This window comes from Sphingobium sp. AP49 (genome assembly GCF_000281715.2).
Lineage (GTDB): Bacteria > Pseudomonadota > Alphaproteobacteria > Sphingomonadales > Sphingomonadaceae > Sphingobium.
Genome location: NZ_CP124576.1, coordinates 2,086,980 through 2,100,530 on the forward strand (window position 1 = coordinate 2,086,980; position 13,551 = coordinate 2,100,530).

At 60.8% G+C, this 13,551-nt stretch carries 16 protein-coding genes; 7 read left to right on the forward strand and 9 right to left on the reverse strand.

What is annotated here, in order from left to right; genetic code table 11:
• Window positions 1-65: 65 nt before the first annotated feature.
• Window positions 66-716, reverse strand: a complete 651-nt coding sequence (locus tag PMI04_RS10245; RefSeq protein WP_157178062.1) for a TetR/AcrR family transcriptional regulator — start codon at window positions 714-716, stop codon at window positions 66-68.
• Between the two features lie 102 nt (window positions 717-818).
• Between PMI04_RS10245 and PMI04_RS10250 the strand changes: the two genes are divergently transcribed.
• Both PMI04_RS10250 and PMI04_RS10255 read left to right on the forward strand, forming a co-directional pair.
• Window positions 819-1,106, forward strand: coding sequence for a hypothetical protein (locus PMI04_RS10250; protein ID WP_007705209.1), 288 nt, complete (start codon window positions 819-821; stop codon window positions 1,104-1,106).
• Window positions 1,103-3,601 carry a glycoside hydrolase family 2 TIM barrel-domain containing protein gene (locus PMI04_RS10255; RefSeq protein WP_007705219.1) on the forward strand — a complete coding sequence of 833 codons (2,499 nt, stop codon included), beginning with the start codon at window positions 1,103-1,105 and terminating at the stop codon, window positions 3,599-3,601. The genes PMI04_RS10250 and PMI04_RS10255 overlap by 4 nt, the downstream gene beginning before the upstream one ends.
• A gap of 185 nt (window positions 3,602-3,786) precedes the next feature.
• Here the strand turns inward: PMI04_RS10255 and PMI04_RS10260 are convergent, their stop codons facing one another.
• From PMI04_RS10260 to PMI04_RS10270, 3 genes are all read right to left on the reverse strand, one after another.
• Window positions 3,787-6,120, reverse strand: coding sequence for an arylsulfatase (locus PMI04_RS10260; protein ID WP_007705222.1), 2,334 nt, complete (start codon window positions 6,118-6,120; stop codon window positions 3,787-3,789).
• Window positions 6,117-6,767, reverse strand: coding sequence for a helix-turn-helix domain-containing protein (locus PMI04_RS10265; RefSeq protein ID WP_007705226.1), 651 nt, complete (start codon window positions 6,765-6,767; stop codon window positions 6,117-6,119). Before PMI04_RS10265 ends, PMI04_RS10260 begins: the two co-directional genes overlap by 4 nt.
• Window positions 6,768-7,143: 376 nt before the next feature.
• Window positions 7,144-8,037 carry a LysR family transcriptional regulator gene (locus PMI04_RS10270; protein ID WP_007705230.1) on the reverse strand — a complete coding sequence of 298 codons (894 nt, stop codon included), beginning with the start codon at window positions 8,035-8,037 and terminating at the stop codon, window positions 7,144-7,146.
• Window positions 8,038-8,133: 96 nt separating this feature from the next.
• Between PMI04_RS10270 and PMI04_RS10275 the strand changes: the two genes are divergently transcribed.
• The 3 genes from PMI04_RS10275 to PMI04_RS10285 are packed head-to-tail and all read left to right on the forward strand — an operon-like array spanning window position 8,134 to window position 9,718.
• Window positions 8,134-8,463, forward strand: coding sequence for a nuclear transport factor 2 family protein (locus PMI04_RS10275; protein WP_007705231.1), 330 nt, complete (start codon window positions 8,134-8,136; stop codon window positions 8,461-8,463).
• Window positions 8,460-8,840, forward strand: coding sequence for an SDR family NAD(P)-dependent oxidoreductase (locus tag PMI04_RS10280; RefSeq protein ID WP_007705232.1), 381 nt, complete (start codon window positions 8,460-8,462; stop codon window positions 8,838-8,840). Before PMI04_RS10275 ends, PMI04_RS10280 begins: the two co-directional genes overlap by 4 nt.
• Complete coding sequence (locus PMI04_RS10285) at window positions 8,786-9,718, forward strand: VWA domain-containing protein (protein WP_007705237.1); 933 nt, start codon at window positions 8,786-8,788, stop codon at window positions 9,716-9,718. Before PMI04_RS10280 ends, PMI04_RS10285 begins: the two co-directional genes overlap by 55 nt.
• Window positions 9,719-9,757: 39 nt before the next feature.
• Here PMI04_RS10285 and PMI04_RS10290 read toward each other — a convergent pair whose 3' ends face one another.
• The 5 genes from PMI04_RS10290 to PMI04_RS10310 form a co-directional block, all read right to left on the reverse strand.
• Window positions 9,758-9,967 carry a hypothetical protein gene (locus PMI04_RS10290; RefSeq protein WP_007705238.1) on the reverse strand — a complete coding sequence of 70 codons (210 nt, stop codon included), beginning with the start codon at window positions 9,965-9,967 and terminating at the stop codon, window positions 9,758-9,760.
• A gap of 60 nt (window positions 9,968-10,027) precedes the next feature.
• Window positions 10,028-10,156 carry a hypothetical protein gene (locus PMI04_RS10295; RefSeq protein WP_007705239.1) on the reverse strand — a complete coding sequence of 43 codons (129 nt, stop codon included), beginning with the start codon at window positions 10,154-10,156 and terminating at the stop codon, window positions 10,028-10,030.
• Between the two features lie 118 nt (window positions 10,157-10,274).
• Entirely contained in the window at window positions 10,275-10,571 is a 297-nt protein-coding gene (locus PMI04_RS10300; protein WP_349293596.1) for a DUF6481 family protein, read from the reverse strand.
• 731 nt (window positions 10,572-11,302) lie between these two features.
• Window positions 11,303-11,752, reverse strand: coding sequence for a DoxX family protein (locus PMI04_RS10305; RefSeq protein ID WP_007712142.1), 450 nt, complete (start codon window positions 11,750-11,752; stop codon window positions 11,303-11,305).
• 66 nt (window positions 11,753-11,818) lie between these two features.
• Window positions 11,819-12,094 carry a DUF2282 domain-containing protein gene (locus PMI04_RS10310; RefSeq protein WP_007712145.1) on the reverse strand — a complete coding sequence of 92 codons (276 nt, stop codon included), beginning with the start codon at window positions 12,092-12,094 and terminating at the stop codon, window positions 11,819-11,821.
• A 212-nt stretch (window positions 12,095-12,306) separates the two neighbouring features.
• Between PMI04_RS10310 and PMI04_RS10315 the strand changes: the two genes are divergently transcribed.
• On the forward strand, window positions 12,307-12,846 hold the full coding sequence (locus tag PMI04_RS10315) for a sigma-70 family RNA polymerase sigma factor (RefSeq protein ID WP_007712148.1): 540 nt from the start codon (window positions 12,307-12,309) through the stop codon (window positions 12,844-12,846).
• Complete coding sequence (locus tag PMI04_RS10320; RefSeq protein ID WP_007712152.1) at window positions 12,843-13,484, forward strand: DUF1109 domain-containing protein; 642 nt, start codon at window positions 12,843-12,845, stop codon at window positions 13,482-13,484. Before PMI04_RS10315 ends, PMI04_RS10320 begins: the two co-directional genes overlap by 4 nt.
• The last annotated feature ends 67 nt before the right edge of the window (window positions 13,485-13,551 follow it).

Here is a 13,551-nt window from a genome sequence, read left to right on the forward strand (position 1 = left end):
TCCGATTTTTCGTTTCCAGAATACGGACCGGCAGCCTTTTCCCATGGTGAGCGCTCGTCCCTCGCTTACCAACCGTTTCGGCCATTGCAGAAAATACCTACGAGATATCCAGCATGCTCACTGGCTTCTGCATCGGACAGTGGCTTCCTGCTGGAGCGGAATGCAAGGATCCCCGAGAGCATCGCCATGAATGTCGTCGCAGCCTTGTAGGCATCCGCAAACTCATTCTGCGCGAATGTCTTGATGTCGAGCGCGATGTAATCGATCATTTCGGTGTGACCGAGGACGGCATAGCGTTCGGCCGCATCATCGGGCCAAGCATGGGTAGCAAGCTGGGTGACAGCCTGAACCTCCGCTTCGGTCGCCCAGGTCAATAACCATGTCGCATAGAATTCGAGACGCTCATCCAATCGTTCGCTGAGCATCCAATTCTTGCGGGAGTTGACCTCACTCCACGCCCTGACGCGTTGCCCGATCACCGCCTTCAATAGAGCCGTTTTGTCGGAATAGCGCTTGTACAGGGTACTGCGTGGCACGCCGGCGCGTGTCGCAACCGCATCCATGCTTGTCCGCTCAAATCCTTCCGCGAGGAAAATCTCGGTCGCCGCATCCAGGATATTGCGGGTGATCGCCGCAGCCGTCTCGGCAGTCGGCCTGCCTTGCTTCACACCATATGAGTTCATCCTCAATTCTCTCCCGAGCGCGTCACGGGCCATCCCCTCTTGAAACGCTACACATTGTAGCGTTAATTTGCCACGACACATCGTCGCACACGTACGGCAACACACAAAAGATCAAGCAGGAGAGGATCACTAGGCATGGATGCTCCACTTTTTCCGCCGGCCACCGATTTCGCCCAGCCACGACGCCTACCGCAAAGATTGAGCGCAGCCGAAACCCCGATTGCGATACTCAAGACCATCCCGCAGGCATGGGCAATCGTCACAAGGGAGATCCCCGGCATGGATCGTCGGGTTGGTGGTGACCAGATCCGGCCCCACCTCAACAATTTCTCGCTAGAATCGCTGCTGCCTTTCGGAGCGGTACCACGCGACGCTGTGGCGCGCATCGACAGCCAGTTCCTCGCACTGGGAGTGGAGTGGTGATCGACAGCGATTTGCAAACGGATCGACGGAACGTTCTGGCTATGACAGCGGGTACGGCGTTGGTTTCACTGGGGCAGGGCAAAACGGCCTCCGCCGCTGCCACGTCCCGCAGCGCCGGCTCTGTCGGCCGCGCTATTTCGTTCGACGACGACTGGCGCTTTCATCGCGGCGAAGGGCAAGGCTTCGAGGCACTCGGCCTCGATGATACGACGTGGCGGCGGGTGGACCTCCCACATGACTGGAGTGTCGAGGACATTCCCGGAGGCCAGCCGCCCGATCAGTTGGGACCGTTCGACAAGCATGCCCTTGGCGGCAACGCGACCGGGTTCACGGTGGGCGGCGAAGGCTGGTATCGAAAGCGCTTCAGGGTCGATGGTTACCCAGCGGAAGCGATGATCGAGATACTCTTCGGCGGCGCCTATCTTGAGACCGACGTCTGGCTGAACGGCCGACATATTGGCGGCAATGTTCACGGCTACATCCCATTCGCCTTCGATCTGACACCTGCTCTCGATCGAAAGGGCGACAATGTCCTTGCAGTGCGCGTGCGCAACCTCGGCAGGAACACACGTTGGTACGCAGGCTCTGGCCTCTACCGGCAAGTCACGCTCAACGTCCTCCCCGCCTCCACCCGTATCGCGCGTTGGGGCGTTGCCGGCTGGACCCGTCGGATCGAGGGAGGTCGCGCCGAGATCGACATTACCACTCGCATCGAAGGGGCACGGGCCGATATGGACCTTGTCACGCGCCTGCGTGACGAAAATGGAGCGGTGATTGCCGAAGCCGTGGCACCGGTAGATGCAGAGGTCAGCCAGGCGCTGGTGGTGCGCGGACCCCGGCTATGGTCACCAGAAAGCCCCGCCCTTTATACGCTTGAAACGGAACTGAGGCAGGCCGGTCGGACGATCGACCGCACTGAACAGCCTTTTGGTATCCGCATCGTCACCTTCGATCCGCATCGCGGAGTTGCGATCAACGGGACGCCGATCAAACTCCATGGCGGTTGTATTCACCATGATAATGGCCTGCTTGGTGCACGCGCTTTCGCCGATGCCGATGAACGGCGTATCCGCCTGCTCAAGGCGCGTGGCTTCAATGCGGTTCGCAGTTCACACAATCCGTCGGCAGCCAGCCTGCGTAGCGTATGCGACCGCCTGGGCATGCTGCTGATCGAGGAAGCGTTCGACGTCTGGCATGAGAGCAAGGAACCGCAGGACTTTGCCACTCAGTTCCGCGCGCATTGGCAGGACGTCATATCAGCGATGGTCCTGCCAGCACGCAACAGCCCTTCGGTCATCATGTGGAGCATCGGCAACGAGATTCCGAGCCGCGCCACTGACGAAGGCGTGCATTGGGCCTGGACGCTGGCCAATGCGGTCAAGAAACTCGATCCAACGCGCCCGGTGACGGCCGGGCTCAACGGCGTGCTCGGCGCCGAGATGATTGCAGAGGCTGCGACTGCACGGCCGGGTATGGCAGGGAAGCGGGATAATGCGTCGACCATCTTTCTGGATGTTCCGGGCTATAATTATCGGCTGGAGGAGATGCAGCGGGAGTTCGCCCGGCATCCGGAGCGGGTCGTTTATGCCTCCGAGACTTTTCCCAAGAACATGTTCGACTATGCAGAATTATTGCGTCATGAGCCGTCATTCCTGGGCGAGTTCGTCTGGACGGCGATGGATTATATCGGCGAAGCAGGGATCGGCGCCCAAGCCCAGCTCAAGACTGGGAGCCCGCCATTCTACATTGCCGCTTGGCCCTGGGCGAATGCGTGGTGCGGCGATCTCGATCTGCTGGGCTATCAGAAGGCGCAATCGCTAGCTCGCGACGTTGCCTGGGGTTTAAGCTCGCTGGAGATGGCCGTCCAACGACCGGTGTCTGAAGGTATGTTCGAATGGGTCTCAGCCTGGGGTTGGTCAGACGAATTGGAAAGCTGGAGTTGGGCCGGGAACGAGGGCAAGCCACTCGCCGTGCGCCTCTATTCCTCGGCTGACCGGGTCGTGCTGCTGCTGAACGGCAAGCCTGTCGGCGAGAGAAATTTGGCAGCCGGGGACAAGATGTGCGCGGAACTGCAAGTACCTTATGCTCCGGGCGTTTTGGAGGCCATCGCTTATCGCGGCAGCGTGGAAGTCGCCCGCCGCAAGTTGGAGACAGTGGGAGGTGCCGCAAGGCTGCGCCTGCTGCCCGAGCGCCATAGGATAGACAGCAGCCGCCAATCGCTCGCTTTCGTGCCGATCGAGGTGCAGGACAAGGCGGGTCGCCGGCTGCCCGACGACCAACGTCGCATCAGGCTAAACGTCATTGGCGCTGCCGAAATCATCGCCTTTGGCAGCGCCGATCCAATCGGAACGGGTTCGTTGCAGGCGCCCGAGGCGCAAACTTTCCGTGGTCGAGCAATGGCAATTCTGCGTTCACAAGGTGAGCCGGGGACCGTTTGCATTGAAGCACGCTCGGAAGGATTACCGGTAGCTTCGACGACCATAAAGTTTGTTTGACCGACATTGTAGGAGAGACGGAGGTGGAGATGGGCGCGCGCCAATGACGACCCATTATTGCCATTCAGAGATCAATTATCGATGCCCAGCTGCAGAAGGTCAGCTTTTGCAGCTGGCACCATCAGCAACGAGTGATGTTCGGAGCATTCTGGTTATACGTTCAAGCTCGACATGAAATAGGATCTTCAGTCGAGATTGATCCTGATACGGGAGATGTCGCCATCGAGCATGCCATGCGGCGTTCGATAGTCCGTCACCGGCACACCAATGTCCCGGCCGGTGTCCAGTGTTTCAGTGTTGCCGCTGGGCATAAGAATGCTTGAAGGCAAACGGCCTCGCGCGAGTTCTCCTGTTCCACTGCTGATGGACAGCTCGGCCGGACCAGCACGCCCCTCCACCGCAAACCGCATGCGCAGCGTTGTCGCGCCTTTCGGAAGCGTGGCATCGGCTCTGATGCGGATGATTTCCGCCGGGTCGGTCGAACGCGCCCAGACAAATGTGGGATGCCCCTCATCCAGAAAAAGGCTCCAACCGCCAGAGTGGCTGCCCAGCGCCAGGACAACGCCCGAAGCATCGGCCTTGTCGAGCACGATATCCGCATCGAGCGTGAAAGAACGGCCGATCAGGCGCGGCTCGGCAGATGCCGGCAGGCTGACATCCTTGCCCCAGTAATTGAACTGCTTGCGCCCACTGCCTTTCATCATCGCCGGGGTTGCACGGCCGCGGCCGGCGGTATGAAACAGCGGAAAGACATTGTTGCGCCTGGCCTCATCGCGCCAGGTTGCGATCATCGCCTGCACACGCGCAGGGTCTTTGGCCGCAAGGTCCGTCGACTGGCTGAAGTCATGATCCAGATCATAGAGCGACCATTGCAGCGCAGGCTTGGCCCCGTTCCGGGGGACCATCTCCCAGGATAGCCGACCATCCTCGCCGCTCAGGAACCAGCCGTCCTGGTACAGGCCGACCTTGCCGCCCATCTCGAAATATTGCGTGCGCGGCTTGGCTGGCTCGCATCGGTTCAGGCTGGATAGCAGGCTCTGTCCGTCGATAGCCTTCTGCGCGGTGCCCAGCACCATAGTGGGGGCAGGCAGGTGGGTGGCCTCCAGAACGGTGGGGACAATATCGATCAGGTGGCCGAACTGGCCGCAAACCGCGCCAGGATGCGCAACATGCCCCGGCCAGGACAAGATCATGCCATCCCTGATGCCGCCCAGCATCGACGCATATTGCTTGCTCCAGCGCAGCGGCGCATTCATCGCCAGCGCCCAGCCAGCAGCATAATTGCCGTAACTCATCGGCCCGCCCAGCTTGTCGATGTTGGCGTGGGTGTAGACCTCATTTTCGTCATCCGCGCCCATCGCGCGCAGTTCGTTGAACGCCCCTTTCGGGCTGCCCTCCGCGCTGGCGCCATTGTCGCCGATGATAACGGAAACCAATGTATGGTCGAGTTCGCCCATGCGTTCGAGTTCATCGAGCACGCGGCCAAACTGCTCATCCTGATAGGCAAGCTGGGCCGCAGCGACTTCCATCCCCCGTGCAGCATAGGCCTTGTCCTCGGCGGAGAGACTTGCCCATGCGGGGATTTCGGCGGGCCGCGGCGTCAGCTTCGTGCCCTTTGGAACGATCCCTGCTGCAATCTGGCGTTTCAGGGTCTGTGCGCGCACCTCGTCCCAGCCCAGGTCGAACTGGCCCTTGAAGCGCGCAATATATTCGGCGGGTGCCTGATGCGGCGCATGGGTCGAACCGGGGGCGTAGTAGATCAGGAAGGGCTTGTCCGGGGCGCCGGCCTTTTGGTTGTGCACCCAGCGGATGAGATCGTCGGCAAGGCGCCGGTCCAGCATCTTGCCGCCGTTGCCGATGCCGCCTTCGTCCGGGTCAACCCGGCTGGTGCCGCGATACAGGTTGGGCGCGAACTGGTCGCTGTCGCCGGCGTTGAAGCCATAGAAATACTCGAAGCCCAGCCCGGTCGGCCAGTTGTCGAAGGGGCCAGCCTCGCTGCGTTCGTCGGCAGGCGTATTATGATGTTTGCCGATCATGGCAGTGCTGTAGCCGTTGAGACGCAGCATCTGCGCAATGGTAGCCGTTTCGGGCAGGATGGCGCCGCCATATCCAGGAAAGCCGAGGCGCAGGTCGGAAAGATAGCCGACGCCTGCATTATGGTGATTGCGTCCGGTGAGCAGCGCTGCCCGGCTGGGCGAACAGATGGCCGTAGTATGAAAGCGATTGTAACGCTGTCCCATCATCGCCAGCCGCTGGAAGTTCGGCGTGGGTACCGGACCGCCAAATGTGCTCGCCATCGCGAAACCCGTATCGTCCGACATGAATAGCAGAATATTTGGCGCCCCTTCTGGTGGGCGAACGGAGTGGAATGGCATGGGGGTCGAGTCTACGGCTTCTTCGGCAATGACGCCGGTGAAGACAGGCGCAGGGATCGGCAGGACTGTGCGATCCTGCGCGAAAGCGGGGCCGGCGGCGATCATCGCCAGTGTCGCACAGGCGCGGTTGAAATAGCTCTTCATGAATGGAGTTCCTTTGCCGCGGGGGCACCGAATGCGGCGGCGGCCATGACAATCGCATTCTCGAACATGTGGCGGGTGTTGCCGGGCGACACCCCGTCGTGATCAAGCATCTGGATGGCGGTCGTGAGCATGCTCAAGACCAAGCGCAGCCGGCGATGGCCCTCATGGCGGGTCTCAGGCGGCAGACAGGCGACGAGCAATTGGGTCACCCGCTCTGATTGCGGATAGTCTCCAACGACGAAGCCGCGTGCCGCAATCTTGCCGGAGCGTTCCAGCGCGCCCAGGAAGCGAACGAAGCTATGCTGGCCATTGGCGCCGGTTTGCTCGAACAACGGCAGCGCAAACACGGTCATTAAATCGAGAATGGTGGGCGTTTCATCACGCACATCGAGAGCAGCCAGTAATGCACCGCGCCGAGCGTCGATGCCAGGCAGGCGACGGTGAAGGACTGCCTGGATCAGCCCGTCCTTGCTGCCAAAATGATAGGCCACGACGTTAGTGTTCAGCGCGCCGATTGCCGTCGCGATCTGCCGCGTCGAGGTCTTCTCCAGCCCCTCCTCGGAGATCAGCCGTTCCGCCGCATCGATGAGTGCATCGCGCGTCGCTTCCCGGCGCGGATCGTCACGTTGCCGCTTCAAATTCGTCATCTCGCTCTCCCCATCATCTAAATAAGGCGAGTGAGTTATTTTATGCAATCTGTGAGAGAGATCGATTGAAATGCACCGTCTCAGCGATGTTTGAGCCTCACGTCAGCGCCAGTGACTGACGTGCGATGGCAAATAGCTGGCAGATGATGTGATCCGAGGGCTCAATGCTCGATATGTCAGCGGAAAGCATGAGGCTGTGGGATGGTCAGGCTGACAGATTTCGGCTTCCGTCGCCGACCCTTTGCAGCCGCTCAGGGTGCTAATCCTGATCCCCAAGTGCGGAAGGTCCGGTATTTTGGCATGTCGACCCTGGTACCGCCATTCAGCCTAGCACGGAGAATGGCAGTTGATGGCAAAAGCAGTCCCGGCAAGTCGGTTACACGGGTGATTGTCGCGCCATCTCGATCAGGGCCCTGAAAGCAGCTGAAGCATTTCGCCGGCTAGGATAATAGAGGCACAAGGGTGCGAGCGGCGGCGTCCAGTCTTCCAAAACACGGATCAGGCGTCCCGCCTGGATGTCGTCCCGGACATCGATTTCCATGAAATAACCGATGCCGACATGATCGAGCACGGCGATGCGCGACAAGCTCGCCTCGTCCAGCGTTATGGGGCCGGAAACGTCGATTAAAACGGGCTGGCCGTTCTTCTCGAAGTGCCAGCGATGCAGCGCGCCGTTTGGCAGCCGGATGCGCAAGCAGGAGTGGTGAAGTAGGTCCGGGGGTGTGCGTGGTTTGTCGTTGGCCTCGAAATATTCAGGCGACGCCACGACGGCAAAACTGCGCGGAGGTCCGACTGGAATGGCGATCATGTCGGTCGGCACCAGGTTTGCGGTTCGCAATCCGAGGTCGAACCCCTCAGCGACGATGTCGACAATCCGGCCCTCGGTGACGAGATCGATATGAACCTTGGGATAATGTCGCAGGAACTTCAGCAAAAGTGGGCCGAGTATCTCCCGTGCGCCTGTGGCGAAGGCATTGATCCGCAGAGTTCCGGAGGGTGTTTCCTGCTGTGACCGAGCGGCTCCCATCGCTTCGTGGAGAGTGCTCACAGCGGGTCCAACCTGCTCGACGAAATTTCGTCCAGCATCGGTGAGGGACACGCTGCGAGTCGTGCGATTGAACAGTCGGACGCCAAGCTGCCCTTCCAACTTGCCGATGGCATTGCTTAGCGCAGTGGTGGAAAGCCCCAGTTCCAGCGCTGCCGCGCGGAACGATGCCCGCCGCGCTATCGCGAGCACAGCGTCAAATTCGATCAAACCGTGTTTCGACATTGTCCCGCCTTTCGCAACGCCACATGCCGGTTTAGCCCGATTATCACAATCATTGTACGGCGCTAAATTCTCCTCGTCACCGCAAGGAGCATAGCAATGCCGATCGAACTACCCGAACCCATCGCCGACTATGTCGCGGCCAACGCACGGCTCGATGCAGACGCCATGCTCAAGCCGTTTGCTGCTGACGCGGCTTTCCTGGATAATGGGAAGCGCTTTGAGGGCCACGACCAGATCCGGACCCTGTTCGAGGAAGAGGTCATCGCCGTGAAAGCCATCTTCACACCGGATGCGATCCGCCGCGAAGATGGTCTGGTCGTCGTCGAAGGCCCCGCCCATGGCGACTTTCCCGGTAGTCCCATCCGCTTCACCTACCGCTTCGCGATCGAAGCCGATGCGATCAAGGCAGTGGAGGTCACGGCATGACGATCAAGGCTGATCGGACCGAGTTCGCAGGAAAGCGCGTACTCGTCAGCGGCGGCACCAAAGGTGCGGGCCGCGCCACGGTCGACCAGTTTCTGGCCGGAGGCGCGCGCGTCATCACCGCCGCGCGCGGAACGCCGGAGCCCATCGACGGAGTGGAGTTCGTCCAGGCCGACCTCGCAACCCCGGAAGGCAGCAAGGCGCTGGCGGATGCTGCTCTCGAACGCCTGGGCGGCATTGACATTCTCGCGCATGTCATCGGCGGTTCGTCTTCATTACCGAAAATCCCGACCGATGTTTCGGAAAGGTCGAGCTGGAGAAGGCGGTGCTGGAGAAACGCGGAAGGCCGATCGGCACCGCTGTTCCGCCGACACGCGTGATCATCGCTATCGACGGGTCAGGTTCCATGGCCGGGGCGATCGGTGGCCAGAGCAAGCTTGAACTGGCGCGTCAGTCCGCGCTCGGCTTCATCGATGGTCTCCCGTCCACCGTCCAGGCTTCGCTGCTTGTGTTCGGCCAGCAAGGTGACAATAGCGAGGCTGGCAAGGCAAAGTCCTGTAGAGGCGTTGACGTACTCGCGCCGATGTCGATTGATCGGGCGAGGCTTACTGCCGCGGTGAAGGAAGTTCGCGCCATCGGCTGGACACCGCTCGCCGCCGGGCTCGAGCGCGCGCAGGTGCTACTGGACACTGCCGCGAAGCCCGGCGAACAGGTGATCTACGTCGTCTCCGACGGCAAGGAGACATGCGGCGGTGATCCGGTTGCCGTCGCGCGTCGAATAAATGGCGGCAACACACGGGCGGTGGTGAATATAATCGGTTTCGGACTTCCATCAAAGGACGCGGCAGCGCTCAAGGCGGTTGCAGATGCCGGCGGCGGCGGCTTCGTCAACGTCCAGACCCGCGCCGACTATGATCGGACCATCGCAATGGTGCGGGAGTCAAATCGTCAGTCGGCGAACGCCGTCCGGACGAGCAATGCGATCAGCCGCAACGCGGTCAATACGTCCGACGTGGTCTCCGATGCCTCGCTGTGCATCAGCGACCTGGTAGATGGCGAGAGCAAGCGCATGAGCGATGATCTTTCAGCGCGATGGAAGCGCGGTGAGAAGGTGCCATTCTCCAGCGAGGCGTTGAGGCTCGCGCAGGAACGCCATCGCGGCCTCCTCGATCGTGCGGAGGCCTTTTCGAAAAAGCGTGGTAGCGACGAGGACGCGGCCAGTAGCGAAATGCGTAATGCGGAAAATGTTCAGCGCTGAAGTGCAATCAACCTCCCGGTGCGAAGGTAGAATAGCGCTTCATTTGGTCGCATATTGTCCGGATTCGGCTTGGAAGACATCGCGCGCGAAATTGCGGGCAGCCGTCGCAGTCTTGAAAAGTTCCGCCTGCAACTGGGATGTTACCAGCGGATAGCCTTGAGAATTATGGCGCGTCTCTCGCGTCGTGAGACGGTAATTCCCATCCTCATCCGTGTTGATCAGAAAGGGTTTAACATTTGCACGGGACATAGGCGCTCCTGGTTGAGGGACAGCAGGCCGGCGACGCGAATGCTCCGCCGGTAGAAGAAGTCAGCCCAGCACAGCGGCAACGATCCGCTTAAGTTCGCTGCTGGACAGGGTAGCGGACAACGGCTGATGCGACGGGTGGCCCGGTGGCAGCAGGCTCGCGCCTTTGCCGGCCTTGGATATGGTTTTCATGAAGTTGGTCCTAGCGGCATCATGCCGCATCAATTGGGCTGTTGCCCGGAAATGATGGGTGGGATTGAGCCGCAGTGCACCGGTAGGGCCTCCAGCCCATATGGTGCGCTACAAGCCGTCACGACGACGCCCGATTCTTACGTGCGAGATAGCGCGCATCGCGCGCGGCCTTGCGCTCGGCTTCGGTCAGAACCGGCTTTTGCTTTACTGCTGCTGCGGCGGCCGCTTCCTGCGCCTTCGCATGCTTGAGCGCCTTGGCAGCAAGCAAGGCATGCTGCCGCTTTTCCCGCTTGGCTGCTTCTTTGGCCAGCCGACTGGCCAAGCGGCCGGCGGCAGCCGCCTCATCTATTGGCGGCTTGGCCCGCAGTTGATCGAGTGCCCCTGTACGAGCCCGCGCTGCGGCACCGATGCGCACCTGAAAGCCTGGCTCCTTGTATTTTTCATGCGGTTGGAAAATGTCCTGTTATATATGTGTATTGAAATGGCCGGCCCGGCCACATGATGTTACGGCGTGGCCCGTCCAGACTATCCGATGGACACCGACCGTTGGGAAGAGAAAGCCCCAGCCGCGGATGTCGATGGCGATTTCCATATCGCTGCTTCACGGTGAGAAGCGGCGTCTGCGCCATGGAAATCTTTGCTTTGGCGATCAGAAAGACTGTCCTTATCCCATCATTCATTCGGACGCGCGACCATTCGCGCGTCCTGGCTTCATGAGGGCAATAGTGGACAAAGGGAGAGCCGTGGCGGCCCAATAGCCGTCAAAGTCGACGTTCAGCGACATGCTTGTAGCACGTATCGTCGAATATTGAAACTCTGCGTGGAAGCAAGGCGCTCCGCCTGTCTCTATCGCAGCAGCGCATCGGAGCCGGCCTTTCACAGTCAGCTTCGAGGGGGCAATTCCAATAGCTGACTGTCCGGACCGCAGAGCCAAAAAATGGCCGCCGAACGGCCGCCATGGGTCGGTTGTGATGCATCCGACTGCCCGGCCGTGGGATCATGCCGTCGTCCCAACCGGCTTGGTCCAACGACAAATTTTCATATAATCTGGCGTTCGCGGTCGGTGCTGCGAAGCTGGCCTCCCGTGAACGCGGTGCGGGAGAATATCGGTTGCTGTCAGGCAAAATTTCTGACGCTCCCTGTGCCTCACATCCTTGATCGGGGAAAAATGAGCGCATCCATGGAGAATATGCCGCCACCATGGGCGACAAGGGGAAGCAGGATCGCGGCCCAGCTGAGATGAGTCGGCCATGCGTCGGGATAGACAAATGTCTGGATGACCAGGGTCATGCCGAGCAGGGCGAGTGCCGAAAGCCGTGTGAACAGGCCCAGCAACAGCAATATCGGGAAGAGATGCTCCGCCCAGGTTGCCATTGTTGCCGCAAGCTCGGGCGGAACGATCGGCAGAGCATATTCGGTGCGGAATAATTCATATGTGCTGTCTGTGATGGTGATGATACCCTCTACCTTCGTTCGTCCCGACAGGAAGAATATGGCGGCAATGCCCAGCCGGGCGACCAGCAGCAATAGCGCATCGAGCAACTGCGCCTTGATCCGTCGGACGGTGGTGTTGCGCATTTGCAGGGGCATGTTCATCATTCGTCTCCAGGAAGGTTGGCCGGGACGGAATGGTGCCCCGGCCGCCATGATCAGTCCTTGGGATCAGGCCTTGGGGGAAAGCGCGCCGTTGCCCTTGGGCGTCTTGATCGACGTGCAGGTGCCGGCCTTCACCAGTTTCCAGGCATTGCCCTGATAATCGACCTTCGACGTTCCCGCACAGCTAGTGCCGGCACCGGCCGCGCAGTCATTCTTGCCGGCGAGCGAGACGCCGTAGCATTTCTCCATCTTCGGCGTCGTTTCTGCATGGGCGGACGCGGCGAGCGTGGTCGCCGAAGCGATGGCGATGCTGGCGGCGAGTGCCGCATGGGTGGTACGCATGATGATGATGTCCTCTTCGATCCAGCGCCTCTGCGCGCGGCCCGGACACAGGGCCGGGCCGCGCGGTGACCGGGGAGGAGGCGGGAAGCCCGTGTCACATTGGCAGGTTCGGGGAAGCACAAGCTGCGGTTACAATCGAACGGCGTAAAAATTATCCGTCGATGCTGTAACCGATGGTCGGTCCGGCCCGAACATGCGGGCGAGGAGATTGAATGCAGACCACAGAGGAGCATCTGCGCGCGTTGATGATCGATGGGCTTGACGGCGATGCCGCCGCCCATGCGGCATTGCTGCGCCTGCTTGTTCCGCTGCTGCGGGGTTTCTATCGACGCCGTGTTCGCGGCGCCGACGACGATGTCGAGGATATGGTGCAGGACACTCTTATTGCCGTTCACACCCGCCGCGCGACCTACGATCGCGGGCGTGCCTTCACCGCCTGGCTCTATGCAGTCGCCCGTTACAAGATGATCGACCATTTCCGCCGTGTCGGCAGATTGTGGCCGATCGACGATCTGGAAGACTTGCTGGTCGCCGACGAATTTGAGGCAAGCAGCATCGCAAAGCTCGACATACACGATCTTCTGGAGCAGTTGCCGCCCAAGCAGGCGCGGATGATCCGCGCCACCCGGCTGGAGGGATTGAGCGTCGCCGAAGCGGCAAGCGCGGAAGGCATAGGCGAATCCGATGTGAAGGTTTCGGTGCATCGCGGGCTGAAGGCGCTGATGGCACGGGTGCAGGGGGCGATGCGATGAACACGGATGATCTGATCCGGCATCTTGCCAGTGATACTCACCCGGTAGCCCGAAACAGCGTCGCGCGACGATTGGTTATCGGTATCGTCGCTGGCGGGATCGCATCAGCGCTTCTCATTCTGGCGTCGATCGGTGTCCGCCCGGATCTGGGCATCGCAATGCAGGGCACGTCCTTTTGGGTGAAATGGGGCTATACCTTCTCCCTGTCGATCGCCGCGCTGATGACCACGGCCCAACTCGCACGCCCCGATAGCGGTCGATTGCGCGGATTGTGGGTGCTTGCAATACCTGTCCTGCTTCTTGCGGCGGTCGGCCTGCTCGAACTGGCGCGCACGCCCTCGTCGCAATGGCTGGCAATGTGGCTCGGCCATAGTTGGAAGAGTTGCCCCTGGCTGGTCCTGTCGCTGTCGGCCCCGATCTTCGCCGGTTTGCTATGGTCCTTCCGCAGGCTTGCCCCGACCCGGTTGCGCGCGGCCGGAGCGGCCGCTGGGCTGTTGGCGGGGGCCTTCGCGGCAACAGTCTATTGTATCCACTGCCCCGAAGTGTCGGCGATCTTCGTCCTGACCTGGTATTCGCTGGGAATATTGCTCGCGACCTTGCTCGGCATGCTGGTCGGGCCGCGGCTGTTGCGCTGGTGAAGCGGAAGCCGCGCCATTGCGCGGCATGTTGCCATCGGTTCGGTAAATTTCTGCCGCCCCTGTAACC

Coding starts and splice junctions, on each gene's coding strand:
- PMI04_RS10320 (WP_007712152.1), top strand. CDS start 12,843: ATGAACACGGATGATCTGATCCGGCATCTTGCCAGTGATACTCACCCG.
- PMI04_RS10245 (WP_157178062.1), bottom strand. CDS start 716: ATGGCCCGTGACGCGCTCGGGAGAGAATTGAGGATGAACTCATATGGT.
- PMI04_RS10290 (WP_007705238.1), bottom strand. CDS start 9,967: ATGTCCCGTGCAAATGTTAAACCCTTTCTGATCAACACGGATGAGGAT.
- PMI04_RS10260 (WP_007705222.1), bottom strand. CDS start 6,120: ATGAAGAGCTATTTCAACCGCGCCTGTGCGACACTGGCGATGATCGCC.
- PMI04_RS10305 (WP_007712142.1), bottom strand. CDS start 11,752: ATGAACATGCCCCTGCAAATGCGCAACACCACCGTCCGACGGATCAAG.
- PMI04_RS10270 (WP_007705230.1), bottom strand. CDS start 8,037: ATGTCGAAACACGGTTTGATCGAATTTGACGCTGTGCTCGCGATAGCG.
- PMI04_RS10250 (WP_007705209.1), top strand. CDS start 819: ATGGATGCTCCACTTTTTCCGCCGGCCACCGATTTCGCCCAGCCACGA.
- PMI04_RS10265 (WP_007705226.1), bottom strand. CDS start 6,767: ATGACGAATTTGAAGCGGCAACGTGACGATCCGCGCCGGGAAGCGACG.
- PMI04_RS10280 (WP_007705232.1), top strand. CDS start 8,460: ATGACGATCAAGGCTGATCGGACCGAGTTCGCAGGAAAGCGCGTACTC.
- PMI04_RS10295 (WP_007705239.1), bottom strand. CDS start 10,156: ATGAAAACCATATCCAAGGCCGGCAAAGGCGCGAGCCTGCTGCCACCG.
- PMI04_RS10310 (WP_007712145.1), bottom strand. CDS start 12,094: ATGCGTACCACCCATGCGGCACTCGCCGCCAGCATCGCCATCGCTTCG.
- PMI04_RS10315 (WP_007712148.1), top strand. CDS start 12,307: ATGCAGACCACAGAGGAGCATCTGCGCGCGTTGATGATCGATGGGCTT.
- PMI04_RS10275 (WP_007705231.1), top strand. CDS start 8,134: ATGCCGATCGAACTACCCGAACCCATCGCCGACTATGTCGCGGCCAAC.